Below are 22,682 nucleotides of genomic sequence, written 5' to 3' on the forward strand. Positions count from 1 at the left end.
CCCCCTAGAGCTAGGCCGGTGCCGCCCCCTTCAGGTCCTCCAGGTCGAACACGTCCCCCATCCGCGCGTACCCCCTGTCGCTCGGATGCAGGTGATCCCCGGAGTCGTAGTCCGCCCGGAACCGCAGAGGGTCGTACGGATCCCGCAGCGCCTTGTCGAAGTCCGCGTACGCGTCGAACACCCGCCCACTCCGGATCTCCGTGTTCACGGCCTGCCGCAGCGCCTCCGTGGTCGCCGAATACCCGTGGAACCCGCCGAACGGCATCAGCGTGGCCCCCACCACCCGCAGCCCCCGCCGGTGCGCGTCGTCCACCAGCTCACGCAGCCCGGAGACGATCGAGGACGCCCGCAGGGCCCTGGGGTCGTGGGCGCGCAGGATGTCGTTGACGCCCAGGTCGATCACGACGGCCTTGACGTTCGTACGGCCCAGGACGTCCCGTCCGAACCGTGACAGTCCGCTCGCGTTGGGCGCCGGCACCCCGACGCCGCCGTGGCGCAGGACGCGGTTTCCGCCTATGCCCTGGTTGACGACGCTGTAGCGGGGCACGTCCGCGCCGGACTCCGCCGCCGTGTGCAGCCGGTCGGCGAGGACGTCGGGCCACCGGCTGTTGGTGCCCACGCTCGACTTGCTGCCGGCGGTGAGCGAGTCACCGAGGACGACGACCGTGCCGTTGGCCTGGTCGCTGAGGACGTCCAGGGCGGTGACGTACCGCCAGGCCTCGATCCGCTCGGTGTACGCCGTGGCGTGGGGATCCTCGGTGCGGTCGCCCACGGCGGCGTACGACATCTGCCGGGCGTTCGGATGGTAGGTGACCGGGCCGGACGGGACCGCGGCGTACGTCGTCACCAGGACGTCACTGTCGCGCGGGACGACGATCCGGACGGCGTCGCTGACGATCTGCTGCCTGGCCGGGATGGTCACCGACGGGCTGCCGCCGAAGGTGAGCCGGCGCATGGTGCCGGCGTCGGCGGCGGCGCTGTTCTCGGCGGCGGCGACGGCGACCGAGGCGTGGGCGATGGTCAGGGGCTGCTTGCCGTAGAGGTTGGAGAGCGTGACGCGGGCACTCGTACCGCCGGCCGCCGTGTGCACGACGTTGCGCAGGGAGCGGCCTGCCAGGCCCTGGACCTCGGTGCCGGGCTCGCCCTCGACGGGGGAGGCGGCCCAGGTGCCGACCCAGGCGCCGGCGGACGCGGGGGCGACGTCGTTGCCCGAGTCGCCGCGGGCCTGGCCGACGGACCGTGCGCGCCGGCTGCCGTCGTCGAGGGTCGCCCCGACGTATATGGCGGCCGACACGGCCACGACGAGCGTGATCATCGCGGCGAGCAGGCCATAACCGTGGCGCCTGGTCATGGGATGCGTGACTCCTCGTACGGCGGGGAGCGTGGGGCTCCGGTGGGCTGTGCCCATGATGCGGGATGGGCCTGTGCGAGCCGGCCCGATCCTTCGGATCGGCTCTCTCCGGGTATACGCGGGGAACTCTTGTTCCGTTCCGGGAGTCGGTCAGGAAGGGACAATGTGTGAGGGATCACTGAACGGTGGAGTGAGTGGAGCGAATGGAACGGACGGAACGAACGGACCGGATCGACCGAACGGAACGGGCGGATCCGACGGGAACGGGGTCGGCGGACGGTGCGGTCCCGGGCCGCGCCATGACCTCCTTCAGCCCCGCCGACGAGGAGCGCCAACGCGGGGTGCGCCGTATGAAGCTCACGGCGACCGGGCTGCTGCTCTTCGTCGCCGTCGTGTACGTCCTCGCCAAGTGGGCCGGTGAACAGGGCGCCGGTTCCTGGACGGGGTATGTCGCCGCGGCGGCCGAGGCGGGCATGGTCGGTGCGCTGGCCGACTGGTTCGCGGTCACCGCACTCTTCCGTCATCCCCTCGGCCTGCCCATCCCGCACACCGCGATCATCCCCACCAAGAAGGACCAACTGGGCGTCTCGCTGGGCGAGTTCGTCGGCGAGAACTTCCTCTCCCAGGATGTCGTACGGCAGCGGCTGCGGGCCGTGGGCATCGGCGGCCGCCTCGGTACGTGGCTCGCCGAGCCGGAGCACGCCGACCGTGTCACGGCGGAGCTGTCGGCGGCCCTGCGCGGGGCGCTCACCGTCCTGCGCGACTCCGACGTCCAGGCGGTCGTCGGCGAGGCCATCACCCGGCGGGCCGACGCCCAGGAGATCGCGCCCGGCATAGGGAAGATGCTGGAGAAGGTCGTCGCCGACGGCGGTCACAAACGGGTTGTCGACCTGGTCTGCGTACGCGCCCACGACTGGCTCGTCCTGCACGAGGACGAGGTCATGGGCGCCGTGCAGGGCGGCGCGCCCGGCTGGACGCCCAAGTTCGTCGACAAGAGGGTCGGCGAGCGCGTCTACAAGGAGCTGCTGCGCTTCGTCACCGAGATGCGCGACGCCCCCTCCCACCCGGCGCGCGGCGCCCTGGACCGCTTCCTCACCGACTTCGCCTCCGACCTCCAGTCGGACACGGACACGCGCGCGCGTGTCGAGCGGCTGAAGACCGAGGTGCTGGGGCGCGGCGAGGTCCAGGACCTGATCGCGTCCGCCTGGACGGCCGTACGCTCGATGATCGTTTCGGCGGCCGAGGACGAGCGCAGTGAGCTGCGGCTGCGCGTACGGGCGTCGCTGCTGTCGCTCGGCTCCCGGATGGCGGTCGACTCCGGCCTGCAGAACAAGGTGGACGGCTGGGTGGAGGGCGCGGCGGTGTACGTCGTGACGACCTACCAGGGCGAGATCACCTCCCTGATCACGGACACGGTCGCGGGCTGGGACGCCGCGCACACGACGAGGAAGATCGAGGCGCACATCGGCCGTGACCTGCAGTTCATCCGCATCAACGGCACGGTGGTCGGCTCACTGGCGGGGCTGCTGATCTACGTGGTGTCGCGGGCGGTCGGGGTGTAGCCGGCGGCTGGTACGCGGGCGCGTGCTCGGCTGGGCACGCGGTTGAGTACCCGCACCTGAGTACGCGTACTCTGTCGGACCGCCTTCGGGCAGGTGACCCTCGTACGTATGACCGAGACAACGGGGAACGGCACCACCGGGAAGCTGCTCGGGCCGCTGGGGACACGTCCCTGGGCCGAGCGCTGGCTGACGCGCGCGATCGGCGCCGCCGTCGCTTCGGCGGCGTACGTCGAGTGCGTCCCCTGGGATCTGCGCAACCGGGCGGAGAGCGCGGGCTCCACGCAGGAGACGACCCCGGTGACGGGCGTCGGGGTCGTCGCCCTGGGCGTCCTGCTGCTGCTCCTGGCCGCCTACTTCGGCCACCGCGACAGCCGGGGCTGGCCGCTGCTCCTGATCGCGGTCCCGCCGGCGGCCCTCATGTACGTCTCCCTGCGCACCCATCCCGGCCCACCCGACGGCTTCGCCAACGCCTGGCCCCTGACCTGGGCCTTCTTCACGCTGGTGATCGCGGCGGGGGTGCTGGTCGCGGCGGGGGTGGGGCGCGCGTTCCGGGTGGAGGACGAGGAGTCGATGGAGGGGCTGGTGTCGGCCTGCCGGTCTGTCGGCAGTGAGGCCGGAGGAGACGCGGGGGTGCGCCGGGAACGGTGGTGACAGGACACCGCACACCGTAACCACCCACCGGGCCTGTGAGCGTCTCGTCGTCGTCGATCGCGAGGCGCGGTGCCGCGATGTGGTCGGTCAGCGGGATGAACGACCGACGGTGATGTGCATGGTGGTCGCGGTCGTTGCCGTCGCGCCGTTGCCGTCGCCGTCTACCGGCGTGTTCTGGCGCCGCCTGTCCGCTGAAGCCCCCTCGCGAGCGCGAGCGCGAGCGTGCCGGCTGCCGGCCCGGGTGCTGCGGGCGGTGCCCCGGGGGCCGGGGCGACCGGGTTCCGGGACTTCGCCGTGTTCGCGCGCGGTACGGCTGTGCACGTCTTCCGTCTGCGTGACGGTTGTCCGTCCCATCCACGGCGTGGATAGCCCGGATACGGGATTCGGATTGCGCTGGGGATGGCCCCGGCGCCTCGGCACCCCCATAGTCGTCGCTACCGCACGCCGCTGTCCGGATACCGCCGGCGTGCGAACTCCCCAGCATGCCGTGCGTCGTCGGCGCCCGTGAGGCATGCCCGCTCCCTTACACCGTCCCCTGGAGTCGCCATGCCCGGTTCCGTTCCCCCGCCGCCTCCCGCCGCGGTCGATGCCCCCACTCCGTCAGCCGTCGCCGTGTCGGGCTCGGCCCATCTGCTGCGGGTGACCCTTCTGATGGCGGGCAGCTGTCTGCCGATCCTGGGGGCGGTGCTGATCGCCCCGGTGCTGCCGAGGATGCAGGACCACTTCGCGTCGGTCCCGGGGGCCAAGGCGCTGGTGCCCCTCGCGCTGACCGTTCCGGCGCTGGCACTGGCGCTGCTGGCTCCGTTCGCCGGCGTGATCGTGGACCGGGTGGGCCGCAAGCGCCTGCTGGTCGTGGCGACCGTCCTGTACGCGCTGTTCGGCACGGCACCGCTGTGGCTGGACTCGCTGGGCGCGATCATCGCCAGCCGCGCCCTGGTCGGGGTCGCCGAGGCGGCGATCATGACCTGCTGCACGACGCTGATCGGCGACTACTACTCCGGGCAGCAGCGGGTGAAGTACCTCGCCCTGCAGACGATGTGCGCCTCGGCGTCGGCCACCGTCTTCTTCGTGATCGGCGGCGTCGCCGGATCGGCGGGCTGGCGTGTGCCGTTCTGGGTGTACGCCGTGAGCCTGGTGCTCGCCCCGCTGATGGCCACCGTGCTGCCCAACCCGGCGGCCCGCGCGGCCGGCGACGAGGCCCCGGCCGAGGCGGAGGCCCGCCGTTCGTTCCCCTGGCGGCGGTTGGCGGGTATCTGTGCCCTCACCTTCTTCGGGGCGATGGTCTTCTACACCGTCCCGGTGGAGATGGCGTACCTGCTCGACGACCTCGGGGTGGAGAACCCCGGCGTGATCGGTCTGACCACCGCGATCGCCAGTGCTTCCACCGTGGGCGGAGCGGTCACCTTCGCCCGGCTCCAGCGTTCTCCCGACCCGATGCTGCCCGCCGTTCTCGCGGTCTGCGCGGTCGGCTTCGGAGTGATGTTCCTCGCGGACAGCGCACCGCTGCTGGTCATCGGGGCGGTGGTCAACTGTGTGGGCACCGGCATGCTGTTGCCGGCCCTCCTGACCAGTGCGATGTCCCGGCTGTCGTTCGAGGACCGTGGGCGTGGGACGGGGTTGTGGACGGCGGCCTTCTTCGGCGGTGCGTTCGTCTGCCCGCTGGTGTTGCTCGCCGGGGAGTCGGCGGTCGGCGGTCTCGCCGGTGCGGTGGGCCTGCTGGGGCTGGCCACCGCCCTCGTCGCGGCGGGGCTGTGGGCGGCCCGCCGTCGCGTGGGTGCTGTCGATGCCCGGCCGTTGCCGGTGCGGTTGGCCTGAGGGCGGGCGGGCCGACCGCCGTGGATGGGTCACTCACGGGCTGCGGCGGGGCTGGATCAGAGTCGACTCTGCGGCGGCCCGCCGTCGCGTGGGTGCTGTCGATGCCCGGCCGTTGCCGGTGCGGTTGGCCTGAGGGCGGGCGGGCCGACCGCCGTGGATGGGTCACTCACGGGCTGCGGCGGGGCCGGATCAGAGTCGACTCTGCGGCGGCCCGCCGTCGATGCCCGGCCGTTGCCGGTGCGGTTGGCCTGAGGGCGGGCGGGCCGACCGCCGTGGATGGGTCACTCACGGGCTGCCGCCGGGCCGGATCAGAGCTGACTCTGCGGCGGCCCGGCGCCCTGTTCGGCGGAGCCGGCCTTTTCCGGGCCCTTGCCGCCGCTGTAGCCGTTGCCCGCCAGTGTCGCGCCGACCTCCGCGGCCTTCTGACGCAGCCAGATGTGGCCCGCGTCCTGAGCGTGCACCGGGTGCCACCACATCGCCTCCCGCACCGGTACCGCCTCGAAGGGGCAGGGCAGGACGCGTACCGCGGCGGAGCGGACCGCCTTGCGCGCCAGGCGCTCCTGGATCATCGCGATCCGGCGGGTGCCCTCGACCATGAGGGGCAGCAACTGGAAGGTCTGCACGGACACCTCCACCTGGGGGCTGATCCCTATCATGCTGAGCTGGCGGGCGGCCGGGGCGTCGTAGGGACGCTGGTAGACGGCCCAGGGCAGACGCCCCAGCTGGTCCAGGGTGAGTTCGTCACCGACCTCGGGGTGATCATCGGCGACCAGGCACAGCCAGCGGTCCTGGTGGAGGTCGACGGCGGGGAAGCCGTCGATGACGCCGTGCGGCATCAGCAGTCCGTCGACGGTGCTCAGCACCGCGGCGGTGTTCTCCACGACGGACGGTGCCGGGTGCTGGAAGGTGAGCCGGATGCCGGGCGCCTCCTCGTGCAGGGCGCGGGCGAGTGCGGCACCGAACACGGCCGCGCCGTAGTCGGAGGCGAGCAGGGTGAACTCGCGGCTCTCCGCCGCCGGGTCGAAGTCGGCCTGGCTGGCGAAGACCCGCTCCAGCAGGTCGCACGCGGTGGCGCTGCGGTCGCGCAGGGCGGCGCCGAGCGGGGTCAGCTCGTAGGCGTTGCCGGTCCGGGCGAGCAATTCGTCGTCGAAATGGCGGCGCAGCCGGGACAGTGCGGCGCTCATGGCGGGCTGGCTGAGGCCGATGCGCTCGCCGGCCCGGGTGACATTGCGCTCCTCCAGCAGCGCGCGAAGGGCGAGGACCAGATTGAGGTCGAGTCGGGACAGGTTCACCGGGCAACCGCCTAGCAGCGAGAGTCATCCATGGCATGGATTCGACGCATCCACAGGATTGATTTCCGTGATTGGCCGATCAGGGTCAGAGTAGACCGCAACCCAGCAGGAGGAAATCTGATGGCAACGCTCGCGCAACCTGCCGGCCCGTTCGCGCTCGGCACGTTCTCCGACCAGGACGGGGAGCCGTTTCCCGGCCTCCTGGTCGAAGACCGGGTACTGGATCTGCGCAGCACCCTGGACTGGGCGCCGTCGGGTCTGCGCGCCGTGGTGGAGCGGTGGGAGGAGACCCTCCCGCTCCTGCGTGCCCTGGCGGACGACGACGCCCTCGCCTGGCGTCCGCTGGGGGGCGTGCAGGTGCACGCCCCCATCGAGCCGCGGCAGATCTTCCAGTCCGGTGCCAACTACCGGCAGCACGTGATCGACCTGGAGGTCGCCCACCGCTCCCCGGACGACCCCCGCACCGTCGAGGAGGCACGCGCGGAGATCGCCGCGGTCATGGACCACCGGGCCGCCGAGGACCTGCCGTACGTGTTCATCGGTCTGCCGAGCGCGATCACGGGCCCCTACGACGACGTGGTCCTGCCCGCGTGGGCCGAAAAGCCGGACTGGGAGCTGGAGTTGGCGGCCGTCATCGCCAAGCCCGCCTACCAGGTGACGGTCCAGGAGGCCCTGGAGTACGTCGCCGGATACACCATCGCCAACGACCTCACCGACCGCGCCACCGTGTTCCGCCGGGACATGAAGGCCATCGGCACCGACTGGCTGCGCAGCAAGAACGCTCCCGGTTTCACACTGCTCGGCCCGTGGCTCGTACCGGCCGAGTCGATCGCCGACACCGGTGACCTGCGGGTCACGCTCAGGCTGAACGGCGAGACCATGCAGGACGAGTCCACCAAGGACATGCTTTTCGGGGTCGCCCGGTTGGTGTCGTACGCCTCGCAGACAGCTCGACTCCTGCCCGGAGACCTGGTGTTGACCGGCAGTCCGGCCGGCAACGGCATCCACTGGGGACGCCTGCTGCGCGACGGAGACGTCATGGAGGGTTCCATCACCGGTCTGGGCGTGCAGCGCACCCGCTGTGTCGCGGAGGGAACGGCACGAGAGGGAACGGCATGAGCGGGAACGGCATGAGCCTGGACCGCCGCGACCCGGAGGGCGCGATCGCCGAGGCCGCCAAGGCGTACTCCAACTGGGGGCGCTGGGGCGAGGACGACGTACTCGGCACCCTGAACCTCCTCGACGCGGCCAAGCGCCGCGAGGCAGCGGCCCTGGTCCGCCGCGGCGTCAGTTTCTCGCTCTCGCAGTCCTTCGACATGAACGGCCCGCAGAAGGGCTGGCGCCGGCGCACCAACCCGGTGCACACCATGCTCGACACCGGCACCGACGCCGCCCTCGGCAACCAGGGCTTCCCGCACGGCATCGGCGGCGCCGACGACGTGATCGCCATGCCGTTGCAGTGCTCCACCCAGTGGGACGGGCTCGGCCACATCTTCGACCACGGCAAGGCATGGAACGGCCGGGACTCCGAGAAGGTCGTCACCTCCGACGGCGACCTCGTCACCGGCATCGAGCACATGGCGCCGTACGTCGCCGGCCGCGGCGCGCTGCTCGACGTGGGCCTGGTCGTCGGCACGGACGGCGAACTGCCCGACGGGTTCGCCATCACCGAGGAGCACCTCACCGCGACCGCCGAGGCCCATGGGGTGACCGTCGGCCGCGGCGACATCGTCCTGGTCCGCACCGGTCGGCTCGCACGCGCCCGGCGGGACGGCTGGGGCGACTACGCGGGCGGTCCCGCGCCCGGCCTGTCGTTCACCACCGCCGGATGGCTGCACGGCAGCGACATCGCCGCGATAGCCACCGACACCTGGGGTTTCGAGGTCCGCCCCAACGAGTTCGACAACGCCTTCCAGCCGCTGCACCAGGTCGTCATCCCCAACATGGGTCTGCTGATCGGCGAGATGTGGGACCTCGACGCGCTGGCCGCGGACTGCGCCGACGACGGCGTGTACGAGTTCTGGCTCACCGCCGCTCCCCTCCCCATCACCGGAGCCGTCGGCTCCCCGGTCAACCCGATCGCCGTCAAGTAACCCGTACAAACCCGCACAACCGCCGGATACGCCGTTCCCCGGACAGGAGCGGCGCATCCGGCCCCGCACCCCCGTCCCCACCTCCGGCCCGTGCTCCCCGCGGGCGAGCCGCAGCCCCCGCCGCCCGAAGCCGCGCGGCCCAACCCCGGGAGGAATCCCCGACATGGCTGACAGCCGCACTCTCCCCCAGCCTCCGCCCGGGGGCACACCCACCGTCCTGGTCATCGGCGGAGGCGCCTCGGGCAACGCCGTCACCATCCTGCTGCGCCGGGCCGGCATCGCGGTCGACCTGATCGAGGCCAGGCCCGACTGGAACGCCACCACCGGCTCCGGCATCACCCTCCAGGGCAACGCCCTGCGGGTCCTGCGCGAACTGGGCGTGTGGAAACAGGTGGAAGCCTCCGGATACGCCTTCGGCTCGCTGGGCGTGACGGCCCCCGACGGCACCGTCCTGTTCGTCGCCGAGGACATCCAGACCGGCGGGGAGGACCTGCCCGCCACCCTCGGCATGCAGCGCCCCCAGCTGCAGCAGCTCCTCATCGACACGGTCCGCGCCTCCGGTGCCGACGTCCGCCTCGGCACCACCGCCGAATCGCTGGACCAGGACGCCGACGGCGTCTCGGTGCGCTTCAGCGACGGCAGCGAGGGCCGCTACGACCTGGTGATCGGCGCCGACGGTCTCCACTCCGCCACCCGCGCCGCGATCGGCATCACGGACAGACCCGAGCCGACCGGCATGGCCATCTGGCGCATCGCCGCCCCGCGGCCCGAGAGCGTGACACGCACCGACCTCGCCTACGGTGGCCCCGCCTACATCGCCGGCTACTGCCCGACCAGTGAGAACACCATCTACGCGTACCTCGTCGAAGGGTGCCGCGACCGCGCCTCCATCGACCCGGCCACCTACGCCGACGAGATGCGCCGCCTGGCGCAGGGCTACGGCGGGGTCTGGCCGGAGATCACCGAGCACATCACCGACCCGAAGAAGGTCAACTACACCAGGTTCGACCACCTGCTGGTCGAGGACTCCTGGCACCGGGGCCGGGTCGTGCTCATCGGTGACGCCGCCCACTGCTGCCCGCCCACCCTGGCCCAGGGCGCCGCGATGTCCCTGGAGGACGCCCTCGTCCTCGCCGAGTTGCTCACCAGCGGACGGGACTGGGACGGCGAGCTGCTCCAGGCGTTCCACGACCGCCGCATCCCCCGGGTGCGCACCGTCGTCGCGGCGTCCATGCAGATCGGCCAGTGGCAGCTGGACGGAGTGCGCGACGCCGACATGCCCGGGCTGGTCGGCCGCACCATGAACCTCCTCAAGGAGCGCCCGTGACCGCCACCGCGTCCACCGCGTCCACCGCGTCCACCGCGTCCACCGCCGCGTCCACCGCATCCTCCGCGCCGACCATCGACGTCCACGCCCACCTTCTGCTCCCGGAGGTCGAGGAGGCCGTTGCGGGCCACCCCGGCCTCGCCGAGGCCCGCGCCCTCGACGCCCGCCGCAACGGCCCGGCGGCCCTGGCCGTGAACGGTCCGATGGTCGGCGCCCGCGCGGCGAAACTGACGGACGCCGCGGAGCGCCTGGTGGCCATGGACGCGCAGGGCGTGGACATCCAACTGGTCAGCCCCTCGCCGTCCCACTACCACTACTGGGCCGAGCCCCAACTGGCCGAGACGGTCTGCCGGCTGGCCAACGAGGGCACCGCCGCACACTGTGCGAAGGCTCCCGACCGGCTGCACGGCCTGGGCCTGGTGCCGCTCCAGCATCCCGGCCTCGCGGCCGACCTGCTCGACCACGCCCTGGACCAGGGACTGAGGGGCGTGGAGATCTCCTCGCACGCGCCCGGCCACGAGCTGTCGGATCCGGCGTACGAACCCCTCTGGTCCCGTGCGGAGGAGACGGGCGCCCTTCTCTTCCTGCACCCGTTCGGCTGCACCCTCGACCATCGCCTGGACCAGTGGTACCTGTCCAACACCGTCGGCCAGCCCACCGAGAACGCGGTCGCCCTCTCCCACCTGATCTTCTCCGGCGTCCTGGACCGCCATCCGGGCCTGAAGCTGATCGCGGCGCACGGCGGCGGCTACCTGCCCACCCACATCGGCCGCTCCGACCACGCCTGGCGGGTCCGCCCCGACGCCCGGGGCTGCGCGCGGGAACCGAGCACCTATCTGAAGCAGCTGTACTTCGACTCCCTCGTCCACAACCCGCACGTACTACGGGAGTTGATCCGGAACGTCGGAGCCGACCGGGTCCTGCTCGGCTCGGACTTCCCCTTCGACATGGGCACGGACGACCCGCTCGGCGCACTGCGCGCCGCCGAACTGGCCGACACCGACTTCCACTCCATCCGCGGCGGAAACGCCGCCGCCCTGCTCAACCTCGTCCGAGAGGGATCCCCCCATGAGTAACCGCCTGCTCACCCACCTCCGACACGTCGACCTCGCCGTACCCGACTACGACAAACAACTCGACTTCTACGCCGGCGTCTGGGGCCTGACCAAGGTCGCCGAGGACTCCGGCATCTCCTTCCTCGCCGCCGAAGGCAGCCCCGAGCAGTACGTCGTACGGCTGCGCGAGGCCGACGAGAAGCGCCTCGACCTCGTCTCCTACGGCGCCGCGAGCCCGGCCGACGTCGACACGCTGGCCGAACAACTCCTCGCCGGTGGAGTGCAGTTGATCTCCCGGCCGGGCAAGGCGGAAACGCCCGGCGGCGGTTACGGCTTCCGCTTCTTCGACGTCGACGGGCGCACCATCGAGGTCCTGGCCGACGTGGAGGTCCGACAGCACCGCAGGATCGAGGAGAAGGAGTCGATCCCGGTCAAGCTGTCGCACGTCGTCCTCAACTCGCCGGATCTGGACCGGACCAAGGAGTGGTACGAGGAGCACCTCGGCTTCCGCCTGTCCGACACGCTCGGCCATCCGCACATCGGCGACGTCATGCACTTCATGCGGATCAGCAACCAGCACCACTCCATGGCCATCGCCAAGGGCCCGCACACCTCGCTGCACCACATCTCCTTCGAGATGCGCGGGATCGACGAGTACATGCGCGGCTCCGGCCGGGTGATGCGCGCCGGCTTCAGGAAGATCTGGGGGCCGGGCCGGCACATGGCGGGCGACAACACCTTCACCTACTTCCTCGACCCGCACGGCAACACCGTCGAGTACACGACGGAGTTGGAGCTGCTGGACGAGGACACCTGGCACCCGCACGTCTACGACTTCTCGAAGCCCGAGGTCACCGACCAGTGGGGCACCGCCAACCCCATGAACGAGCTGGTCACCAAGGAGTCCTTCAACGACGTCGACCGCGGCGTGTTCGTCGCCCCGCCGGTCTGATCGGCGAGCCCCGAGTCCCCGGGGGCGCGGTGGCCCTGTCACTGCCCTGACTCCCATGCCGCGCCCCCGGCCCTCGTGCCCACCCCGCACGCCGACAGCCGACAGGAAACCGCCATGCGTTTCGCCACGTACGAATACCGCGACCGACGCCAGGTGGCCGTCGCCGAAGAGGACGGCACGCTCCACGCCCTGCCCGGCGTCAGCTCACTGACCGGCCTGCTCGCCGAGGGAGGCGGCCTGCCCGGGCTGCTCGACGCGGGCTCCGCGGTCCTCGACGTCCCGGCCGGTCCCCATGTCTCCGAGGTACGACTGCTGCCGCCGCTCCAGCCGCCCACCGTGCGGGACTTCGTCACCTTCGAGGAGCATGTCGAGGGCGTACGGCGGTCCGTGGACGGGGCCGCCGGGGTACCGGAGCGGTGGTACGCGGCCCCGACGTTCTACTTCGGCAACCCCTACGCGATGTACGGGCCGCACGACGACGTACCCGTGCCCCCGGGCTCGCGGGTCCTCGACTTCGAGCTGGAGGTCGCCGCCGTGATCGGCAAGGAGGGCCGCGACCTCACCCCCGAGCAGGCCCGTGACCACATCGTGGGCTACACCGTCTTCAATGACTGGTCGGCCCGCGACCTGCAGTCCGCCGAGATGAAGGTCGGCCTCGGCCCCTGCAAGGGCAAGGACACCGCCACCACGCTCGGTCCGTACCTCGTCACCGCCGACGAGCTGGAGAAGTACCGCGACGGGGACGGCTTCCTGCGGCTCGGCCTCACCGCCTCGGTGAACGGCGAGGTCGTCGGCAAGGACCTGCTGTCCAACATGAGCTGGACCTTCGAGGAGATGACCGCCTACGCCTCACGCGGTACCGTCGTCCGCCCCGGCGACGTCCTCGGTTCCGGGACCTGCGGCAACGGCGGCTGCCTCGCCGAGCTGTGGGGTGTACGGGGTGAGCAGTCCCCGCCTCCCCTGAAGCCCGGCGACACGGTCACCCTCACCGTCGAGGGCATCGGCTCGGTCTCCAACACCGTGGTGGCCGGCGCGGAGCCCGTGACCGTTCCCGTCGCCCGCCGCCGCACCAGGGAGCGGCCGTGACCGGCCTCCGTCCCCAACGGCTCCTCGGCAGGGTCGTCGTGGTCACGGGCGCTGCCGGTGGCCAGGGCGCCGCGGAGGCCGAGGCGCTGACCCGCGAGGGCGCCCAGGTGATCGCCGTCGACGTCACGGAGTCACCCGGCTGCCGCCGTCTCGACGTCACGAGCGAGAAGGACTGGGCGGAACTCGCCGCCGAGCTAAGGGAGTCGTACGGCCAGGTGCACGGCCTGGTCAACAACGCGGGCGTCACCTGGCGGGCCAGGATCGGCGACGTACGCCCCGAGGACATGGCCCGGGTCCACGCGGTCAACGTCACCGGCCCGCTGCTGGGCATCCAGCACCTGGCCCCGCTGATGCCGCCCGGCTCCTCGATCGTGAACGTCGGCTCGTCCGCCGCGCTCACCGGCCACTACCCGGTCGCCTACACGGCCAGCAAGTGGGCGCTGCGCGGCCTGTCGCGGACCGCCGCCATGGAACTGGGGCCCGCCGGTATCCGCGTGAACATCGTCCACCCCGGCTTCATCGAGACGGAGATGACCGCTTCCGCGGCGCCCGCCTTCCGCGAGGCGAACATCCGCGAGACACCGCTCGGCCGCACCGGAACCGTCGACGAGATCACCCCGCTCGTCGCCTTCCTTCTCTCCGACGAGGCGTCCTTCATCACGGGGGCCGAGATCCCGGTCGACGGCGGCCTCACCGCACACGGCGGTGCCAAGTCGATCTCGGACGCCCTGCGCGCGGACGCCTGAACCGGCGACCACGCACGACAGACACGTCAGTGGGCTCTATGGGCGGGCAGGGACCGTGGTCCCTGCCCGCCCGACGCGCCCCTGGTCAGCACACGATCCCGGCGTGCGGCGAGTGCGTCATCTGGCGCGGCGGCGCTGTGGGTCAGGCTGCCGTGGTGGAGCCGGGGCGGAGGATCATCAGGATCGTCATCGTGGCCCACGGAAGGTTGAAGACGCCGGTGAACATGGCGAGTTGAACGGTCGTCGCGGTCGTCGCGGTCGTCGCCCGGTCCGCGCGGCTCGCGGCACCTTCGAGGAGCGTCTCCTGAACGCTCTCCTGGCGTGGCAGCACCAGCACCACCAGAACGATCGCCGCCGCCACGGTCAGTGCCATGGAGACGATCAGCCAGGTGTCACCCATCACCCCCATGCTGGTCGTCGTGGCGATCCCGAAGGCGGGTACGGCGATACCGACCCCGGCGTACACCCGGCAGATCCGATGCAGGAGCCGTACGGTCTCCAGCGCCGGCGAACAGACGGGCACCACGTCCCTGGAGTGGCTGCACCGGGCGCGGGTGCGGCGGGTGCGGGTGCGGCGGGTGCGGCGGGCGCGGCACCCGCTGGAGACGACGACGCACCCCGTTGAACGCATCGCCGCCCAGACGGGGTTCGGGTCACCGACGGCGTTCCGGGACCGTTTCAAACGGGTGGTGGGGACGAGCCCGTACTCCTACCGCAGGGCCTTCCAGACCACCGGATGGGCTCCCTTGGAGGGGCCGCAGGCCTCCCAAGGGGCGCGGGGCTGTATCGATATGCGGCTCCGCCGCGTGGGCGCGACCAGCCCCGATGGCGCCGCAGCACCTCACGGCACCTCACGGCACCTCACGGCGCCCCGGCAACCTCACCGCACCTCAGCGGAGCGCCTGGTGCCGGTCGGCGACGGCCCAGGAGGCGAGGGCGACGGCTCCGGCGACCCCGAACACGGCGGGCCAGGCGCCCACCTTCTTGGCCAGCGGGTGCGATCCGGCGAAGGCGGCGGCGTACGCGACGGTCAGCGCCCCGGCGGCCGTCACGCCCGCCTGCTCCTGCCAGCGCTGGGCGGCGACGGTCCCCGCGACGGCCAGCACGGTCCCGCCGAGCTGCCGGTTCCTGCTCCAGCGGGCGACGGCGTACCCGCCGACGAGCCCGCCGGCTGCCACGAGCGCCGTGGGAACCTTCGTCGTCTTCGCCATGGTGGCCTGCCTCCTGGTGCGTCGGTCGTGCGGTACGGGCGAGGCTAACTCGTGATCCTGGGCTCCTCGTCGGGCGGGGTGGCGGTCCGGCGGGCCCGCGACCGCGCTGAGTCCCGCCACCGCACCCTCGACGGCACCGGCCAAGGTGCCTGTCACGGCGCCGCCCGGCATCGACCACCAGGCGTACCGGACGGTCGCCCGCGCCATCGCCGTCCAGAGGGGGGTCGAGAGCGGTGGCGATACGGACACGAGCGGACCTGGACCGTTCCTCGACCGCTCGGCCGGGTCTGGCTGAACGCCCCCGGCCGAGTCGGCGCCACGGGAAGGGTTGCCGACACGCCCCTCGGGCGGGCGCGCGAGTTGCACCTCAGGCGACCTCGAGCTGGAAGACGACCGGGCAGTGGTCGGAAGCCTTGGGGTTGTCCAATCCGACGCCGATGAAGCGAGGGCCCGTGTATCGGACAGCCCGCAGCGGCACTCCCTTGCGGAAGATTTCGGGTACCGCGACGGTCGCGGCGGCGAGCGACGCCGACGGCAACATGTAGTCCAGTTGCCGGTATTCGTTCCCGCCGGCCCAGTAGTGGGTCCACTGATCCGCCTCGGGCAGACGGGCCACGACGTTCTCCACCTGATCCCATTCGACCAGATCGGCTATGCCCGGACCTCCGTCCGCGTCCGTCGCCATGTAGTCGTTGAGATCTCCCACGACCACGAACGGACTGCCGCCCGGGGAGGAACCGAAGCGCTCGGTGACGATCTCCATGACCTTCGCGGACTGGCGCTCCCGCTTCGGCCGCGTCTCCTTCCGGCCCCCGATCATCGACTTGAAGTGGTTGACGTAGATCGTCACCGTCCTCTTCGAGAGACCCGTCCCCACCTCCACGTCGACTTCGAGGCAGTCCCGGGAGAACAGGGTCGCTGTGGGGCTGACAGGGTCCAGGAAGTGCTGGTAGGAGCGGATGTGGGTGATCGGGAGCTTGGAGAGGACGGCCACGTCGATCAGCCGAGGGTCGTTTCCGTCCACCCCGGCAACGTACGGATACTTCGCGCGTCCACCGAGCGAGCGGGCCCGGAAGTGCTTGAGCGTGTCGACGTTCTCGACTTCCTGGAGTGCGAGCACGTCCGCGTCGATCTCGTGCACCGCGGCCCCGGTGATGGCCTTGTCATCCTGGCCCAGCTCGACGAAACGGGTCTGATCGACTATCCAGCCCCGCGTATTGGCATCCGCGGGATTCACGTCGTCAGCGAAGCGCCAGCGCGCGAAGAGGTTCTCGACATTGAACGTGGCCAATCGCAGAGTGGTCATCTGGGACCTCCGGAAACGGGGTGAGACCTGCGACTCGACCCCCCGTAGTCCCAGCTTCCTCCAACGGACCTGACCCGCAACCCCAAGCCGTCGGCTCCCCGACTCGCATGGTTTGTCGGACGGTGCCCATAATTGGAAAAGAGACTGGAAAAGAGACTGGAAAAGAATTTGATGCCGGCCGCGGGTATCGGGGCCGGATCCCGCGCTCGCAGAAGCGGCACGGTGCGAAGAGGGCCGGGGGCCGTCTGTCGCAGAGGCGTGTCCCGCCAGATTCAGCGACATCAGCAACTGAACGTCTTCTCCGGTGTTTCCCTGCGGTACACCGCTGCCGCTGCCGCGGTTCGCGGAGACCTCATGCCGCCTGAACTGGCCGCCTCAATCACTCATTTCGTCCGACGCTCAACAGACGCGGACACAGCCTGGAAAGGGTGACGTAATGTCAGATCGTATTCTGTACTACAGCGCGGCCACGGGCCGTGGGTGTATCGGTTCCGTCGACTACACCAACAGTCTTCACGACATGACCGTGATTCCTGCGGGAAGTCTCGCCCAGGACTGGACACAGATCACGGCGCTCAGCGGCGACCGCATCCTGTTCTACGGCGCGGCCACGGGCCGTGGGTGTGTCGCCTCGATCGACGACAGCAACATGCTCCGGGATGTGACGGTGATTCCGGAGGGGAGTTTCGCGACGGACTGGACGCAGATCGCGGCGCTGAGTGGTGACCGGATTCTGTTCTACGGCGGGGCCACGGGCCGTGGGTGTGTCGCCTCGATCGACGACGACAACGTGCTCCGGGATGTGACGGTGATTCCGGAGGGGAGTTTCGCGACGGACTGGACGCAGATCGCGGCGCTGAGTGGTGACCGGATTCTGTTCTACGGCGCGGCCACGGGCCGTGGGTGCATCGGGTCGATCGACGACGACAACAACCTCCAGGACGTCACCGTCTTCCCCCCAGGCAGCTTCGCCCTGGAATGGACGGAAATCGCCTTCCTGCGCCTGGTACCGAGCCTGCGGATGGCGGGGCCCGGGGTGCGGTGACCTGGCGTCCGACCCCAACAAGCACACCTGGACAAGCACTTGGCCCGCCTCGACACGGCCAGCCATGCCGAGGCGGGTATAAGGAACTGGACCTGACCTACCGGGTCGTACATGTCAAGGTTGCTTCCCGACCTTGACGTCCTTCACCGAGGTCGGCCCCAACTGCCTGGCACTGGTGTACTCCGGCAACGTCATGGGCTTGTCGAACAGGAAGAACGACTGGTTCGTGCCGACCGTGAACTCCATGTACGCGCCCGTCGTGGCGTCGAAGCCGTAGTAGGCGTTGCAGGTGGAACCCGTCGTGTACGTGCCGTCCATGCCGGGCTGTGGGAGGACCGCGACACCACCCTCGCCGTAGGACTCCACCCTCTCCGTCGGAGTGAGCATCTTGCAGCGCGGCACCGGCAGGCCCTTCATGATGAAGTACCCGTACTCGCCCTTGGCGTTCTGGATGTAGACGTACGAGAGTTTGCCCCGCTGCCCCCACGTCTTGACCCACTGGTTGATCGCTTCGCGGGTCGGCGAGTACTCCATGCGGCCCGCCGGCTGCAGCGCCACGAGGTGGTCGTAGTTGTCCTGTTTGGCCGCGTTCTCCTTGTCCTGGCTGGTGTCGTCGGTGCAGGACGTCAGGGCAAGGCCCGCAACGAGCGCGACGACGGTGGCCAGGGCCATGCGTACGAACTTCTTCATGCCGTGCTGCCCTCTTCCCGGGATGCAATGGGGATGAGCTGGGATCAGTTGGTGCACGTCGTGTGCTCGGCGCCGGCATCCAGCCGGTACGGCAGATCCTTGTCATGGAAGGGCGCGCGGTGCTCCTGGGCGGCCTTCGAGTTGTACTCGTTGACCGACTCGATCCGCGTGACCTTCAGCGCGGTGATCGACTGGTCGATCTGCGTCGTGCGAGTCTCCGAAGCGGCCTTCCGCTCCTCCTGGAGCACCTGGATCGTCCCCTCGGCGTTCTGTACGGCCACGCACAGATCGAAGAACTCCTCGTACGTGGTCTGCCGGAACTCGCCCGAGGCGACGGTGTTCTCGCGTTGGTCCGTCTCACCCCGGAACGGGGCGGTGATCCACATCGCGCCGCCGAAGGCGAACGCCCCGATCACGTACAACACCGCCAGGCCGATGACCCCGACAACAGCCCAGGCCCCTATCCGTGCCCCGTCGCGTATCTCCCCCATGACCATCCCCCTCCAGAGGCGGTCCGCGGCGTGGAACCACCTTCCACGAAGGAGGACACGGGGTGTGATGAAACGGTTCCGCAGGCGCGAGGCTCAGGAAGGGGACCCAGCCGTACGCACTGTCGGAGGTACGCACACCGTGAGCTCTGTCTCCGTCTGTGCAGCCGCCGCGGACACGGGGTCGTGGCGGCTGAACCACTCGGTGGAGAGCAGCCGTTCCCGCTCGGCGCCGGAGAGCCCGGCGATCAGCCCGGGGCCGGCTCCCCGCGCCACCTCGGTGCGATGGGCCAGCACGGCGGCGACCTTCTGCTCCAGCCAGGGGCCGACGTCGACGGTCGCGGTGACCTGCTCGTCCGGGACGCTGTGCATGGCCTTGCCCGTAGGTGCCAGGTGCTCGCCCCACACCGGGATGGCCGAGTGCGGATGCGTGGCCAGGTACAGCGCGCTCGGCTGCCAGGGCTCACCGGCCCCCGGGTAGAGCCGTTCAAGTCCGGCCGCCTGGAAGGCGAGCATGGTCACCCGGTGAGTGTGCACATGATCCTCGTGACCGGTCAGCCCACCGTACGCGTCATGGGTGATCACGATGTCGGGCCGGAACTCCCGTATGTGCGCGACCAGTCGACCTAAGGCTTCGTCGAGGGGCACGTCGAGGAAGCGTGCCTTGCCAGGGGAGGAACGGGGGACGCGGGAATCGGCGTAGCCGAGCATCCGGGGGGCGCCGGCGCCGAGGAGGCGGAGGGCTTCGGCGAGTTCGGTGGCGCGGTGGGTGTCTGCGGCCCAGGTGGCGGTGACAACTGCGGTGCGGGCGCCTGCGGTTGCGTGACGGGCGAGGGTGCCGCCGGCTGAGATGGACTCGTCGTCGGGGTGGGCGAAGACGGCGAGGAGGCTGGGTACGCCTTGGTGTTGGAGCACTACGCGTAGCTCCAGAAGGCCAAGGCCTTTTCGATCAACTTCTTGGCGTCGGCCCCGTAGTGAGTAGCGCTGCTGAGGAGGCCGAACGCCTTGTTGTGCAAGGCGAGTTCGGCCGGGTCGGTGATGTCCACGCCGGTGGAGACGAGCTCGTAGTGGGCGTGGCTGTCGTCGTACATGTTGAAGCCGTGCGCGGGGACCATGCCGACGTCGGCGGTGACGGGGAGGACGCCGAGGGTGAGCGAGGGAAGGTCGATCTCGCGGAGGAGACGTTCCAGCTGCTCGCGCATCACCTCGGGCCCACCGACGTACGTGTACAGGGCCTGTTCGCCGAGGATCACGTCGTAGCGGTGCTCACCGTCGTACAGCACCTGCTGGCGCTCCAGACGCTTGGCCACGCCCGCCGACACATCGTCGGGGATGTCGAGGAAGTCGACGACCTTACGGAGGATCACGGTCGCGTAGGCCTCGGTCTGGAGGGTGCCCCAGATCATGGCGGGGACGTAGGCCTTGCTGTGCCGCGTCTGCTGGTAGAGGCTGACGACCTCGTTCTGGACGTCTGCTGTGCCGGTGGACAGGCGTTGCTGCCAGGGGACTGAACTGGTCACCGTATGCCTTCGTGTGAAGCGGCGTGGGGCTGGGCCCTCTGGACGGGGCGGGCAGAGCCCGATTTCCACAGATGGTCAGCCGTTCAACTCCATCCGCCCCAGGGCTCGCACGAAGGCTTGCCAGTTCCGACCCCGAACAATGATCACAGGACCTCCAGCGCTCTTGGAGTCGCGCAACAGGGCGCCGTCACCAACAAGCGCACACTCGACGCACTCGCCTCCCGCGCCATTGCTGTACGACGACGTGAACCACGTCAGGAGACCGTCGACGGGGAGTTCGTCGCTGTTGGAGCCTGCGATGCTCATCCTGCGTATTCCTTCATGACGGACTTGATCAGCTGACCGGAACGTTGCGGGCTCAGAGCCGCGGCCCTGAGGCCGTCGAAGGCCCGGGTGTACTCACGGACATGATGCTCGCCCTCAAGATAGACGGCGTCGGTGATGCCGTCCCGGTACACGATGTCCGGATCCGCCTGATCAGGGAAGCCGAGCATCGTGAAAGAGCCGGTCGCGGGGTAGGTGCCTGAATCGAAGGCGAGGACCTGCAAGGTCACGCTCGGCAACTCGCAGGCATCCAGGACACGTTCAAGCTGCTCCCGCATCAACGCCCGATCGCCGATGACATTGCGCAGAGAGCCCTCGTTCACGATGAACCACGCGTCGGGGGCGCCGGGCTTCGTCAGCATGGCCTGGCGTTCCATGCGTACACGCACCGCACGGTCGATGTCTTCCACGGACATGTGCGCGCCGGTCTTGTGGAGTTCGGCCGTATAGGCGGGGGTCTGCATCAAGCCCGGCAGCAACTCGCACTGGTACTGGCGGAGCGTGGAGGCGTCCTGCTCCAGGCCGATGTAGATGTTGAACCACTCCGGGACGCCGGCGCCGTGCACCTGCCACCAGCCGCGCGTCTTGGCCTGCCGAGCCAGCGACTTGAGGAATTCGCGCAGCTCGTCGCTGGTGGCGTAGAACCGGCACAGGGCATCGATGTCGGACGGCTGGACCCTGCCGCTGCCCGTCTCCATCCGGTTGACCTTGGAGCCGCTCCAGTCCAGCGCCTCGCCGACCTGGGCGCACGTGAACGCGCTCTTCTCACGGAGCTTCTTCAGCTCGATCGAGAGACGACGACGCCGTGCCGTCGGTGAACCGGCCACTTCAACCCTCTTTCGGATAGCGGGCGTTCAGTCTTGCGCCAAGGGAGCTGCTTGCCAATCACTCGTAAGTGGGAATCCCGTCGTGCACATTGCATGAAGGGATACGCCCGGTCCATGCTTCCGGTGACGCAACTCGCTGTGAGTGCGTGCAACGCTCCGCTGATCACGTGAGGTCAGGGGAGACGGCATGCGACGAGAGGGGTCTTCGTGATCCGGCAAGCATGTATGTCACGGAAGCCGTGGGACCTTCACTTCTTGGCGGAGCCCGAGGAAGTGGCCGGCCTGCGGCGAGTTCTGAGGGTCCACTTGAGGCTCTGGGGCCTGGACGAGCTCGTCGACGCGGTCCAACTTTGCGTCAGCGAGCTCGTCACCAACGTGATCACTCACGTCGGTCCTGGTACTCCCACCACCCTCGCAGTCTCCATGAAGGGGACTCACCTGCGTATCGAAGTGCATGATCCCGACACCCGCGCTCTGCCCACGCTCCTCCGCGAGGACGTCAACTCCGAATCGGGGCGGGGCATGGAGCTCATCAGCTGTATGGCTGATCGCTGGGGGGTCCAACTCCTCGCTGACCGGAAGGTGACGTGGTGCGAGCTGTCGACGAAGCTCGCTTCGCCGAATGGTCATGTAGCGCTGCCTGGCGTTGCACGGGCCGAGGCTCTGCTTGGCCTCTGCTCAACTTCGAAAGACGTGTGCGTGTCGAGACCGAGCAAGCTGAGCGTGGTGGTGGCACAGGACGCCATGGTCGGTGCTATCTCTGACTTCCTGCTCTGGCTGCGGGCGCACGGCTGCGATGCGGAGGATATTCTGGACCAGGCTCAGACTCGCTACGAGGCGCAGATTGGTGTACACCGGTGCTCTGCCCTGTCGAGCCCTCTGGATGTGGAGTGAGCTGCCACGAGTTTTCGTAGAGCCCGGTGATCTTGTCTCAGGCGGACTGCGGGGCTTGCTCCTGGCTTCGCCAGAGGTCGGGTTCGTACTCGGCGGGCGGTACGTATTTGAGCGCGGAGTGAAGGCCTTCTTCGTTGTACCACGTGACCCACTGGAAGATCACCCGCTCGACCTGATCGAAGCCGGTCCAGGGGCCCTGCATCTCGATCAGCTCGGCCTTGAAGGTGCCGTTCAGCGCCTCGGCCATCGCGTTGTCATAGCTGTCCGCGTCGGAACCGACCGACGCGGAGGCACCGATGTCGGCGAGCCGGTCGGTGTAGCGAATCGACACATGTTGCGACCCGCGGTCGCTGTGGTGAATGAGGTCGGACTCCGTCTTGATCTTTCGTCTCCATAGGGCCATCTCCAGGGCGTCCAGCGGGAGTTCGGTCCGCATGTGGCCTGCGA

The 22,682-nt window shown here is 69.8% G+C and carries 24 protein-coding genes and 1 pseudogene; 13 read left to right on the forward strand and 12 right to left on the reverse strand.

The features are described from left to right. Positions 1 to 10 precede the first annotated feature (10 nt). Positions 11 to 1,351 carry an SGNH/GDSL hydrolase family protein gene (locus ACW4TU_RS28475; protein WP_457417623.1) on the reverse strand — a complete coding sequence of 447 codons (1,341 nt, stop codon included), beginning with the start codon at positions 1,349 to 1,351 and terminating at the stop codon, positions 11 to 13. 203 nt (positions 1,352 to 1,554) lie between these two features. Here ACW4TU_RS28475 and ACW4TU_RS28480 point away from each other — a divergent pair, with 203 nt between their 5' ends. The 3 genes from ACW4TU_RS28480 (at position 1,555) to ACW4TU_RS28490 (ending at position 5,379) form a co-directional block, all read left to right on the forward strand. After that, complete coding sequence (locus ACW4TU_RS28480) at positions 1,555 to 2,913, forward strand: DUF445 domain-containing protein (protein WP_457417625.1); 1,359 nt, start codon at positions 1,555 to 1,557, stop codon at positions 2,911 to 2,913. A gap of 108 nt (positions 2,914 to 3,021) precedes the next feature. Beyond that, complete coding sequence (locus ACW4TU_RS28485; RefSeq protein WP_457417627.1) at positions 3,022 to 3,564, forward strand: hypothetical protein; 543 nt, start codon at positions 3,022 to 3,024, stop codon at positions 3,562 to 3,564. 546 nt (positions 3,565 to 4,110) lie between these two features. Further along, positions 4,111 to 5,379 carry an MFS transporter gene (locus tag ACW4TU_RS28490; RefSeq protein WP_457417629.1) on the forward strand — a complete coding sequence of 423 codons (1,269 nt, stop codon included), beginning with the start codon at positions 4,111 to 4,113 and terminating at the stop codon, positions 5,377 to 5,379. A gap of 308 nt (positions 5,380 to 5,687) precedes the next feature. Here the strand turns inward: ACW4TU_RS28490 and ACW4TU_RS28495 are convergent, their stop codons facing one another. Further along, positions 5,688 to 6,671 (reverse strand): LysR family transcriptional regulator, encoded by a 984-nt coding sequence (locus ACW4TU_RS28495; RefSeq protein WP_457417631.1) that lies wholly within the window; start codon positions 6,669 to 6,671, stop codon positions 5,688 to 5,690. A gap of 120 nt (positions 6,672 to 6,791) precedes the next feature. On the opposite strand from ACW4TU_RS28495, the gene ACW4TU_RS28500 reads away from it, so the two are divergent. From ACW4TU_RS28500 to ACW4TU_RS28530, 7 genes are all read left to right on the forward strand, one after another. Further along, positions 6,792 to 7,790 carry a fumarylacetoacetate hydrolase family protein gene (locus ACW4TU_RS28500; protein ID WP_457417633.1) on the forward strand — a complete coding sequence of 333 codons (999 nt, stop codon included), beginning with the start codon at positions 6,792 to 6,794 and terminating at the stop codon, positions 7,788 to 7,790. A gap of 11 nt (positions 7,791 to 7,801) precedes the next feature. After that, positions 7,802 to 8,764, forward strand: coding sequence for a cyclase family protein (locus tag ACW4TU_RS28505; protein WP_457430346.1), 963 nt, complete (start codon positions 7,802 to 7,804; stop codon positions 8,762 to 8,764). A gap of 163 nt (positions 8,765 to 8,927) precedes the next feature. Then, entirely contained in the window at positions 8,928 to 10,091 is a 1,164-nt protein-coding gene (locus ACW4TU_RS28510; RefSeq protein WP_457417635.1) for an FAD-dependent oxidoreductase, read from the forward strand. A gap of 74 nt (positions 10,092 to 10,165) precedes the next feature. Next, positions 10,166 to 11,167: an amidohydrolase family protein gene (locus ACW4TU_RS28515; protein WP_457430348.1), complete on the forward strand. Its 1,002-nt coding sequence runs from the start codon at positions 10,166 to 10,168 to the stop codon at positions 11,165 to 11,167. Continuing rightward, the gene (locus ACW4TU_RS28520) at positions 11,160 to 12,098 is read left to right on the forward strand and encodes a VOC family protein (protein ID WP_457417637.1); all 939 of its coding nucleotides are present in this window, start codon (positions 11,160 to 11,162) and stop codon (positions 12,096 to 12,098) included. The genes ACW4TU_RS28515 and ACW4TU_RS28520 overlap by 8 nt, the downstream gene beginning before the upstream one ends. A 114-nt stretch (positions 12,099 to 12,212) precedes the next feature. Then, the gene (locus ACW4TU_RS28525; RefSeq protein ID WP_457417639.1) at positions 12,213 to 13,184 is read left to right on the forward strand and encodes a fumarylacetoacetate hydrolase family protein; all 972 of its coding nucleotides are present in this window, start codon (positions 12,213 to 12,215) and stop codon (positions 13,182 to 13,184) included. Beyond that, positions 13,181 to 13,930 (forward strand): SDR family NAD(P)-dependent oxidoreductase, encoded by a 750-nt coding sequence (locus tag ACW4TU_RS28530; protein ID WP_457417641.1) that lies wholly within the window; start codon positions 13,181 to 13,183, stop codon positions 13,928 to 13,930. The genes ACW4TU_RS28525 and ACW4TU_RS28530 overlap by 4 nt, the downstream gene beginning before the upstream one ends. A 142-nt stretch (positions 13,931 to 14,072) precedes the next feature. Here ACW4TU_RS28530 and ACW4TU_RS28535 read toward each other — a convergent pair whose 3' ends face one another. Next, entirely contained in the window at positions 14,073 to 14,561 is a 489-nt protein-coding gene (locus ACW4TU_RS28535; protein WP_457417643.1) for a protease, read from the reverse strand. Here ACW4TU_RS28535 and ACW4TU_RS28540 point away from each other — a divergent pair. Then, a pseudogene (locus ACW4TU_RS28540) lies at positions 14,530 to 14,604 on the forward strand (hypothetical protein); the annotation flags it as partial. The gene ACW4TU_RS28535 and the pseudogene ACW4TU_RS28540 overlap by 32 nt on opposite strands. Positions 14,605 to 14,820: 216 nt before the next feature. Here the strand turns inward: ACW4TU_RS28540 and ACW4TU_RS28545 are convergent. Both ACW4TU_RS28545 and ACW4TU_RS28550 read right to left on the reverse strand, forming a co-directional pair. Then, complete coding sequence (locus ACW4TU_RS28545) at positions 14,821 to 15,141, reverse strand: hypothetical protein (protein WP_457430349.1); 321 nt, start codon at positions 15,139 to 15,141, stop codon at positions 14,821 to 14,823. A 367-nt stretch (positions 15,142 to 15,508) separates the two neighbouring features. Beyond that, positions 15,509 to 16,447: an endonuclease/exonuclease/phosphatase family protein gene (locus ACW4TU_RS28550; protein WP_457417645.1), complete on the reverse strand. Its 939-nt coding sequence runs from the start codon at positions 16,445 to 16,447 to the stop codon at positions 15,509 to 15,511. Between the two features lie 436 nt (positions 16,448 to 16,883). Between ACW4TU_RS28550 and ACW4TU_RS28555 the strand changes: the two genes are divergently transcribed. Beyond that, positions 16,884 to 17,492, forward strand: a complete 609-nt coding sequence (locus ACW4TU_RS28555) for a hypothetical protein (RefSeq protein ID WP_457417647.1) — start codon at positions 16,884 to 16,886, stop codon at positions 17,490 to 17,492. Between the two features lie 114 nt (positions 17,493 to 17,606). Here ACW4TU_RS28555 and ACW4TU_RS28560 read toward each other — a convergent pair whose 3' ends face one another. The 6 genes from ACW4TU_RS28560 to ACW4TU_RS28585 form a co-directional block, all read right to left on the reverse strand. Further along, positions 17,607 to 18,182: a hypothetical protein gene (locus tag ACW4TU_RS28560; RefSeq protein WP_457417649.1), complete on the reverse strand. Its 576-nt coding sequence runs from the start codon at positions 18,180 to 18,182 to the stop codon at positions 17,607 to 17,609. Positions 18,183 to 18,226: 44 nt separating this feature from the next. Continuing rightward, entirely contained in the window at positions 18,227 to 18,673 is a 447-nt protein-coding gene (locus tag ACW4TU_RS28565; RefSeq protein WP_457417651.1) for a hypothetical protein, read from the reverse strand. Between the two features lie 93 nt (positions 18,674 to 18,766). Then, the gene (locus ACW4TU_RS28570) at positions 18,767 to 19,585 is read right to left on the reverse strand and encodes a PIG-L deacetylase family protein (protein WP_457417653.1); all 819 of its coding nucleotides are present in this window, start codon (positions 19,583 to 19,585) and stop codon (positions 18,767 to 18,769) included. Beyond that, positions 19,585 to 20,190 carry a DUF5753 domain-containing protein gene (locus ACW4TU_RS28575; RefSeq protein WP_457417655.1) on the reverse strand — a complete coding sequence of 202 codons (606 nt, stop codon included), beginning with the start codon at positions 20,188 to 20,190 and terminating at the stop codon, positions 19,585 to 19,587. Before ACW4TU_RS28575 ends, ACW4TU_RS28570 begins: the two co-directional genes overlap by 1 nt. A 75-nt stretch (positions 20,191 to 20,265) precedes the next feature. Beyond that, complete coding sequence (locus ACW4TU_RS28580; protein ID WP_457417657.1) at positions 20,266 to 20,496, reverse strand: DUF397 domain-containing protein; 231 nt, start codon at positions 20,494 to 20,496, stop codon at positions 20,266 to 20,268. Continuing rightward, complete coding sequence (locus tag ACW4TU_RS28585; protein ID WP_457417659.1) at positions 20,493 to 21,341, reverse strand: helix-turn-helix domain-containing protein; 849 nt, start codon at positions 21,339 to 21,341, stop codon at positions 20,493 to 20,495. Before ACW4TU_RS28585 ends, ACW4TU_RS28580 begins: the two co-directional genes overlap by 4 nt. A 225-nt stretch (positions 21,342 to 21,566) precedes the next feature. Between ACW4TU_RS28585 and ACW4TU_RS28590 the strand changes: the two genes are divergently transcribed. After that, positions 21,567 to 22,235, forward strand: coding sequence for an ATP-binding protein (locus ACW4TU_RS28590; RefSeq protein WP_457430351.1), 669 nt, complete (start codon positions 21,567 to 21,569; stop codon positions 22,233 to 22,235). A 37-nt stretch (positions 22,236 to 22,272) separates the two neighbouring features. Here ACW4TU_RS28590 and ACW4TU_RS28595 read toward each other — a convergent pair whose 3' ends face one another. Further along, on the reverse strand, positions 22,273 to 22,671 hold the full coding sequence (locus ACW4TU_RS28595; RefSeq protein ID WP_457417661.1) for an integrase core domain-containing protein: 399 nt from the start codon (positions 22,669 to 22,671) through the stop codon (positions 22,273 to 22,275). Positions 22,672 to 22,682 lie beyond the last annotated feature (11 nt).

This window comes from Streptomyces kryoterrae, assembly GCF_054072135.1.

Excerpts from the sequence above, each read along its gene's own strand:
- ACW4TU_RS28525 (WP_457417639.1), top strand. The coding sequence starts at position 12,213 with ATGCGTTTCGCCACGTACGAATACCGCGACCGACGCCAGGTGGCCGTC.
- ACW4TU_RS28550 (WP_457417645.1), bottom strand. The coding sequence starts at position 16,447 with ATGACCACTCTGCGATTGGCCACGTTCAATGTCGAGAACCTCTTCGCG.
- ACW4TU_RS28505 (WP_457430346.1), top strand. The coding sequence starts at position 7,802 with ATGAGCCTGGACCGCCGCGACCCGGAGGGCGCGATCGCCGAGGCCGCC.
- ACW4TU_RS28580 (WP_457417657.1), bottom strand. The coding sequence starts at position 20,496 with ATGAGCATCGCAGGCTCCAACAGCGACGAACTCCCCGTCGACGGTCTC.
- ACW4TU_RS28480 (WP_457417625.1), top strand. The coding sequence starts at position 1,555 with ATGGAACGGACGGAACGAACGGACCGGATCGACCGAACGGAACGGGCG.
- ACW4TU_RS28555 (WP_457417647.1), top strand. The coding sequence starts at position 16,884 with ATGTCAGATCGTATTCTGTACTACAGCGCGGCCACGGGCCGTGGGTGT.
- ACW4TU_RS28535 (WP_457417643.1), bottom strand. The coding sequence starts at position 14,561 with ATGCGTTCAACGGGGTGCGTCGTCGTCTCCAGCGGGTGCCGCGCCCGC.
- ACW4TU_RS28590 (WP_457430351.1), top strand. The coding sequence starts at position 21,567 with ATGTCACGGAAGCCGTGGGACCTTCACTTCTTGGCGGAGCCCGAGGAA.
- ACW4TU_RS28485 (WP_457417627.1), top strand. The coding sequence starts at position 3,022 with ATGACCGAGACAACGGGGAACGGCACCACCGGGAAGCTGCTCGGGCCG.
- ACW4TU_RS28490 (WP_457417629.1), top strand. The coding sequence starts at position 4,111 with ATGCCCGGTTCCGTTCCCCCGCCGCCTCCCGCCGCGGTCGATGCCCCC.
- ACW4TU_RS28475 (WP_457417623.1), bottom strand. The coding sequence starts at position 1,351 with ATGACCAGGCGCCACGGTTATGGCCTGCTCGCCGCGATGATCACGCTC.
- ACW4TU_RS28500 (WP_457417633.1), top strand. The coding sequence starts at position 6,792 with ATGGCAACGCTCGCGCAACCTGCCGGCCCGTTCGCGCTCGGCACGTTC.
- ACW4TU_RS28560 (WP_457417649.1), bottom strand. The coding sequence starts at position 18,182 with ATGAAGAAGTTCGTACGCATGGCCCTGGCCACCGTCGTCGCGCTCGTT.
- ACW4TU_RS28510 (WP_457417635.1), top strand. The coding sequence starts at position 8,928 with ATGGCTGACAGCCGCACTCTCCCCCAGCCTCCGCCCGGGGGCACACCC.
- ACW4TU_RS28565 (WP_457417651.1), bottom strand. The coding sequence starts at position 18,673 with ATGGGGGAGATACGCGACGGGGCACGGATAGGGGCCTGGGCTGTTGTC.
- ACW4TU_RS28595 (WP_457417661.1), bottom strand. The coding sequence starts at position 22,671 with ATGCGGACCGAACTCCCGCTGGACGCCCTGGAGATGGCCCTATGGAGA.
- ACW4TU_RS28520 (WP_457417637.1), top strand. The coding sequence starts at position 11,160 with ATGAGTAACCGCCTGCTCACCCACCTCCGACACGTCGACCTCGCCGTA.
- ACW4TU_RS28545 (WP_457430349.1), bottom strand. The coding sequence starts at position 15,141 with ATGGCGAAGACGACGAAGGTTCCCACGGCGCTCGTGGCAGCCGGCGGG.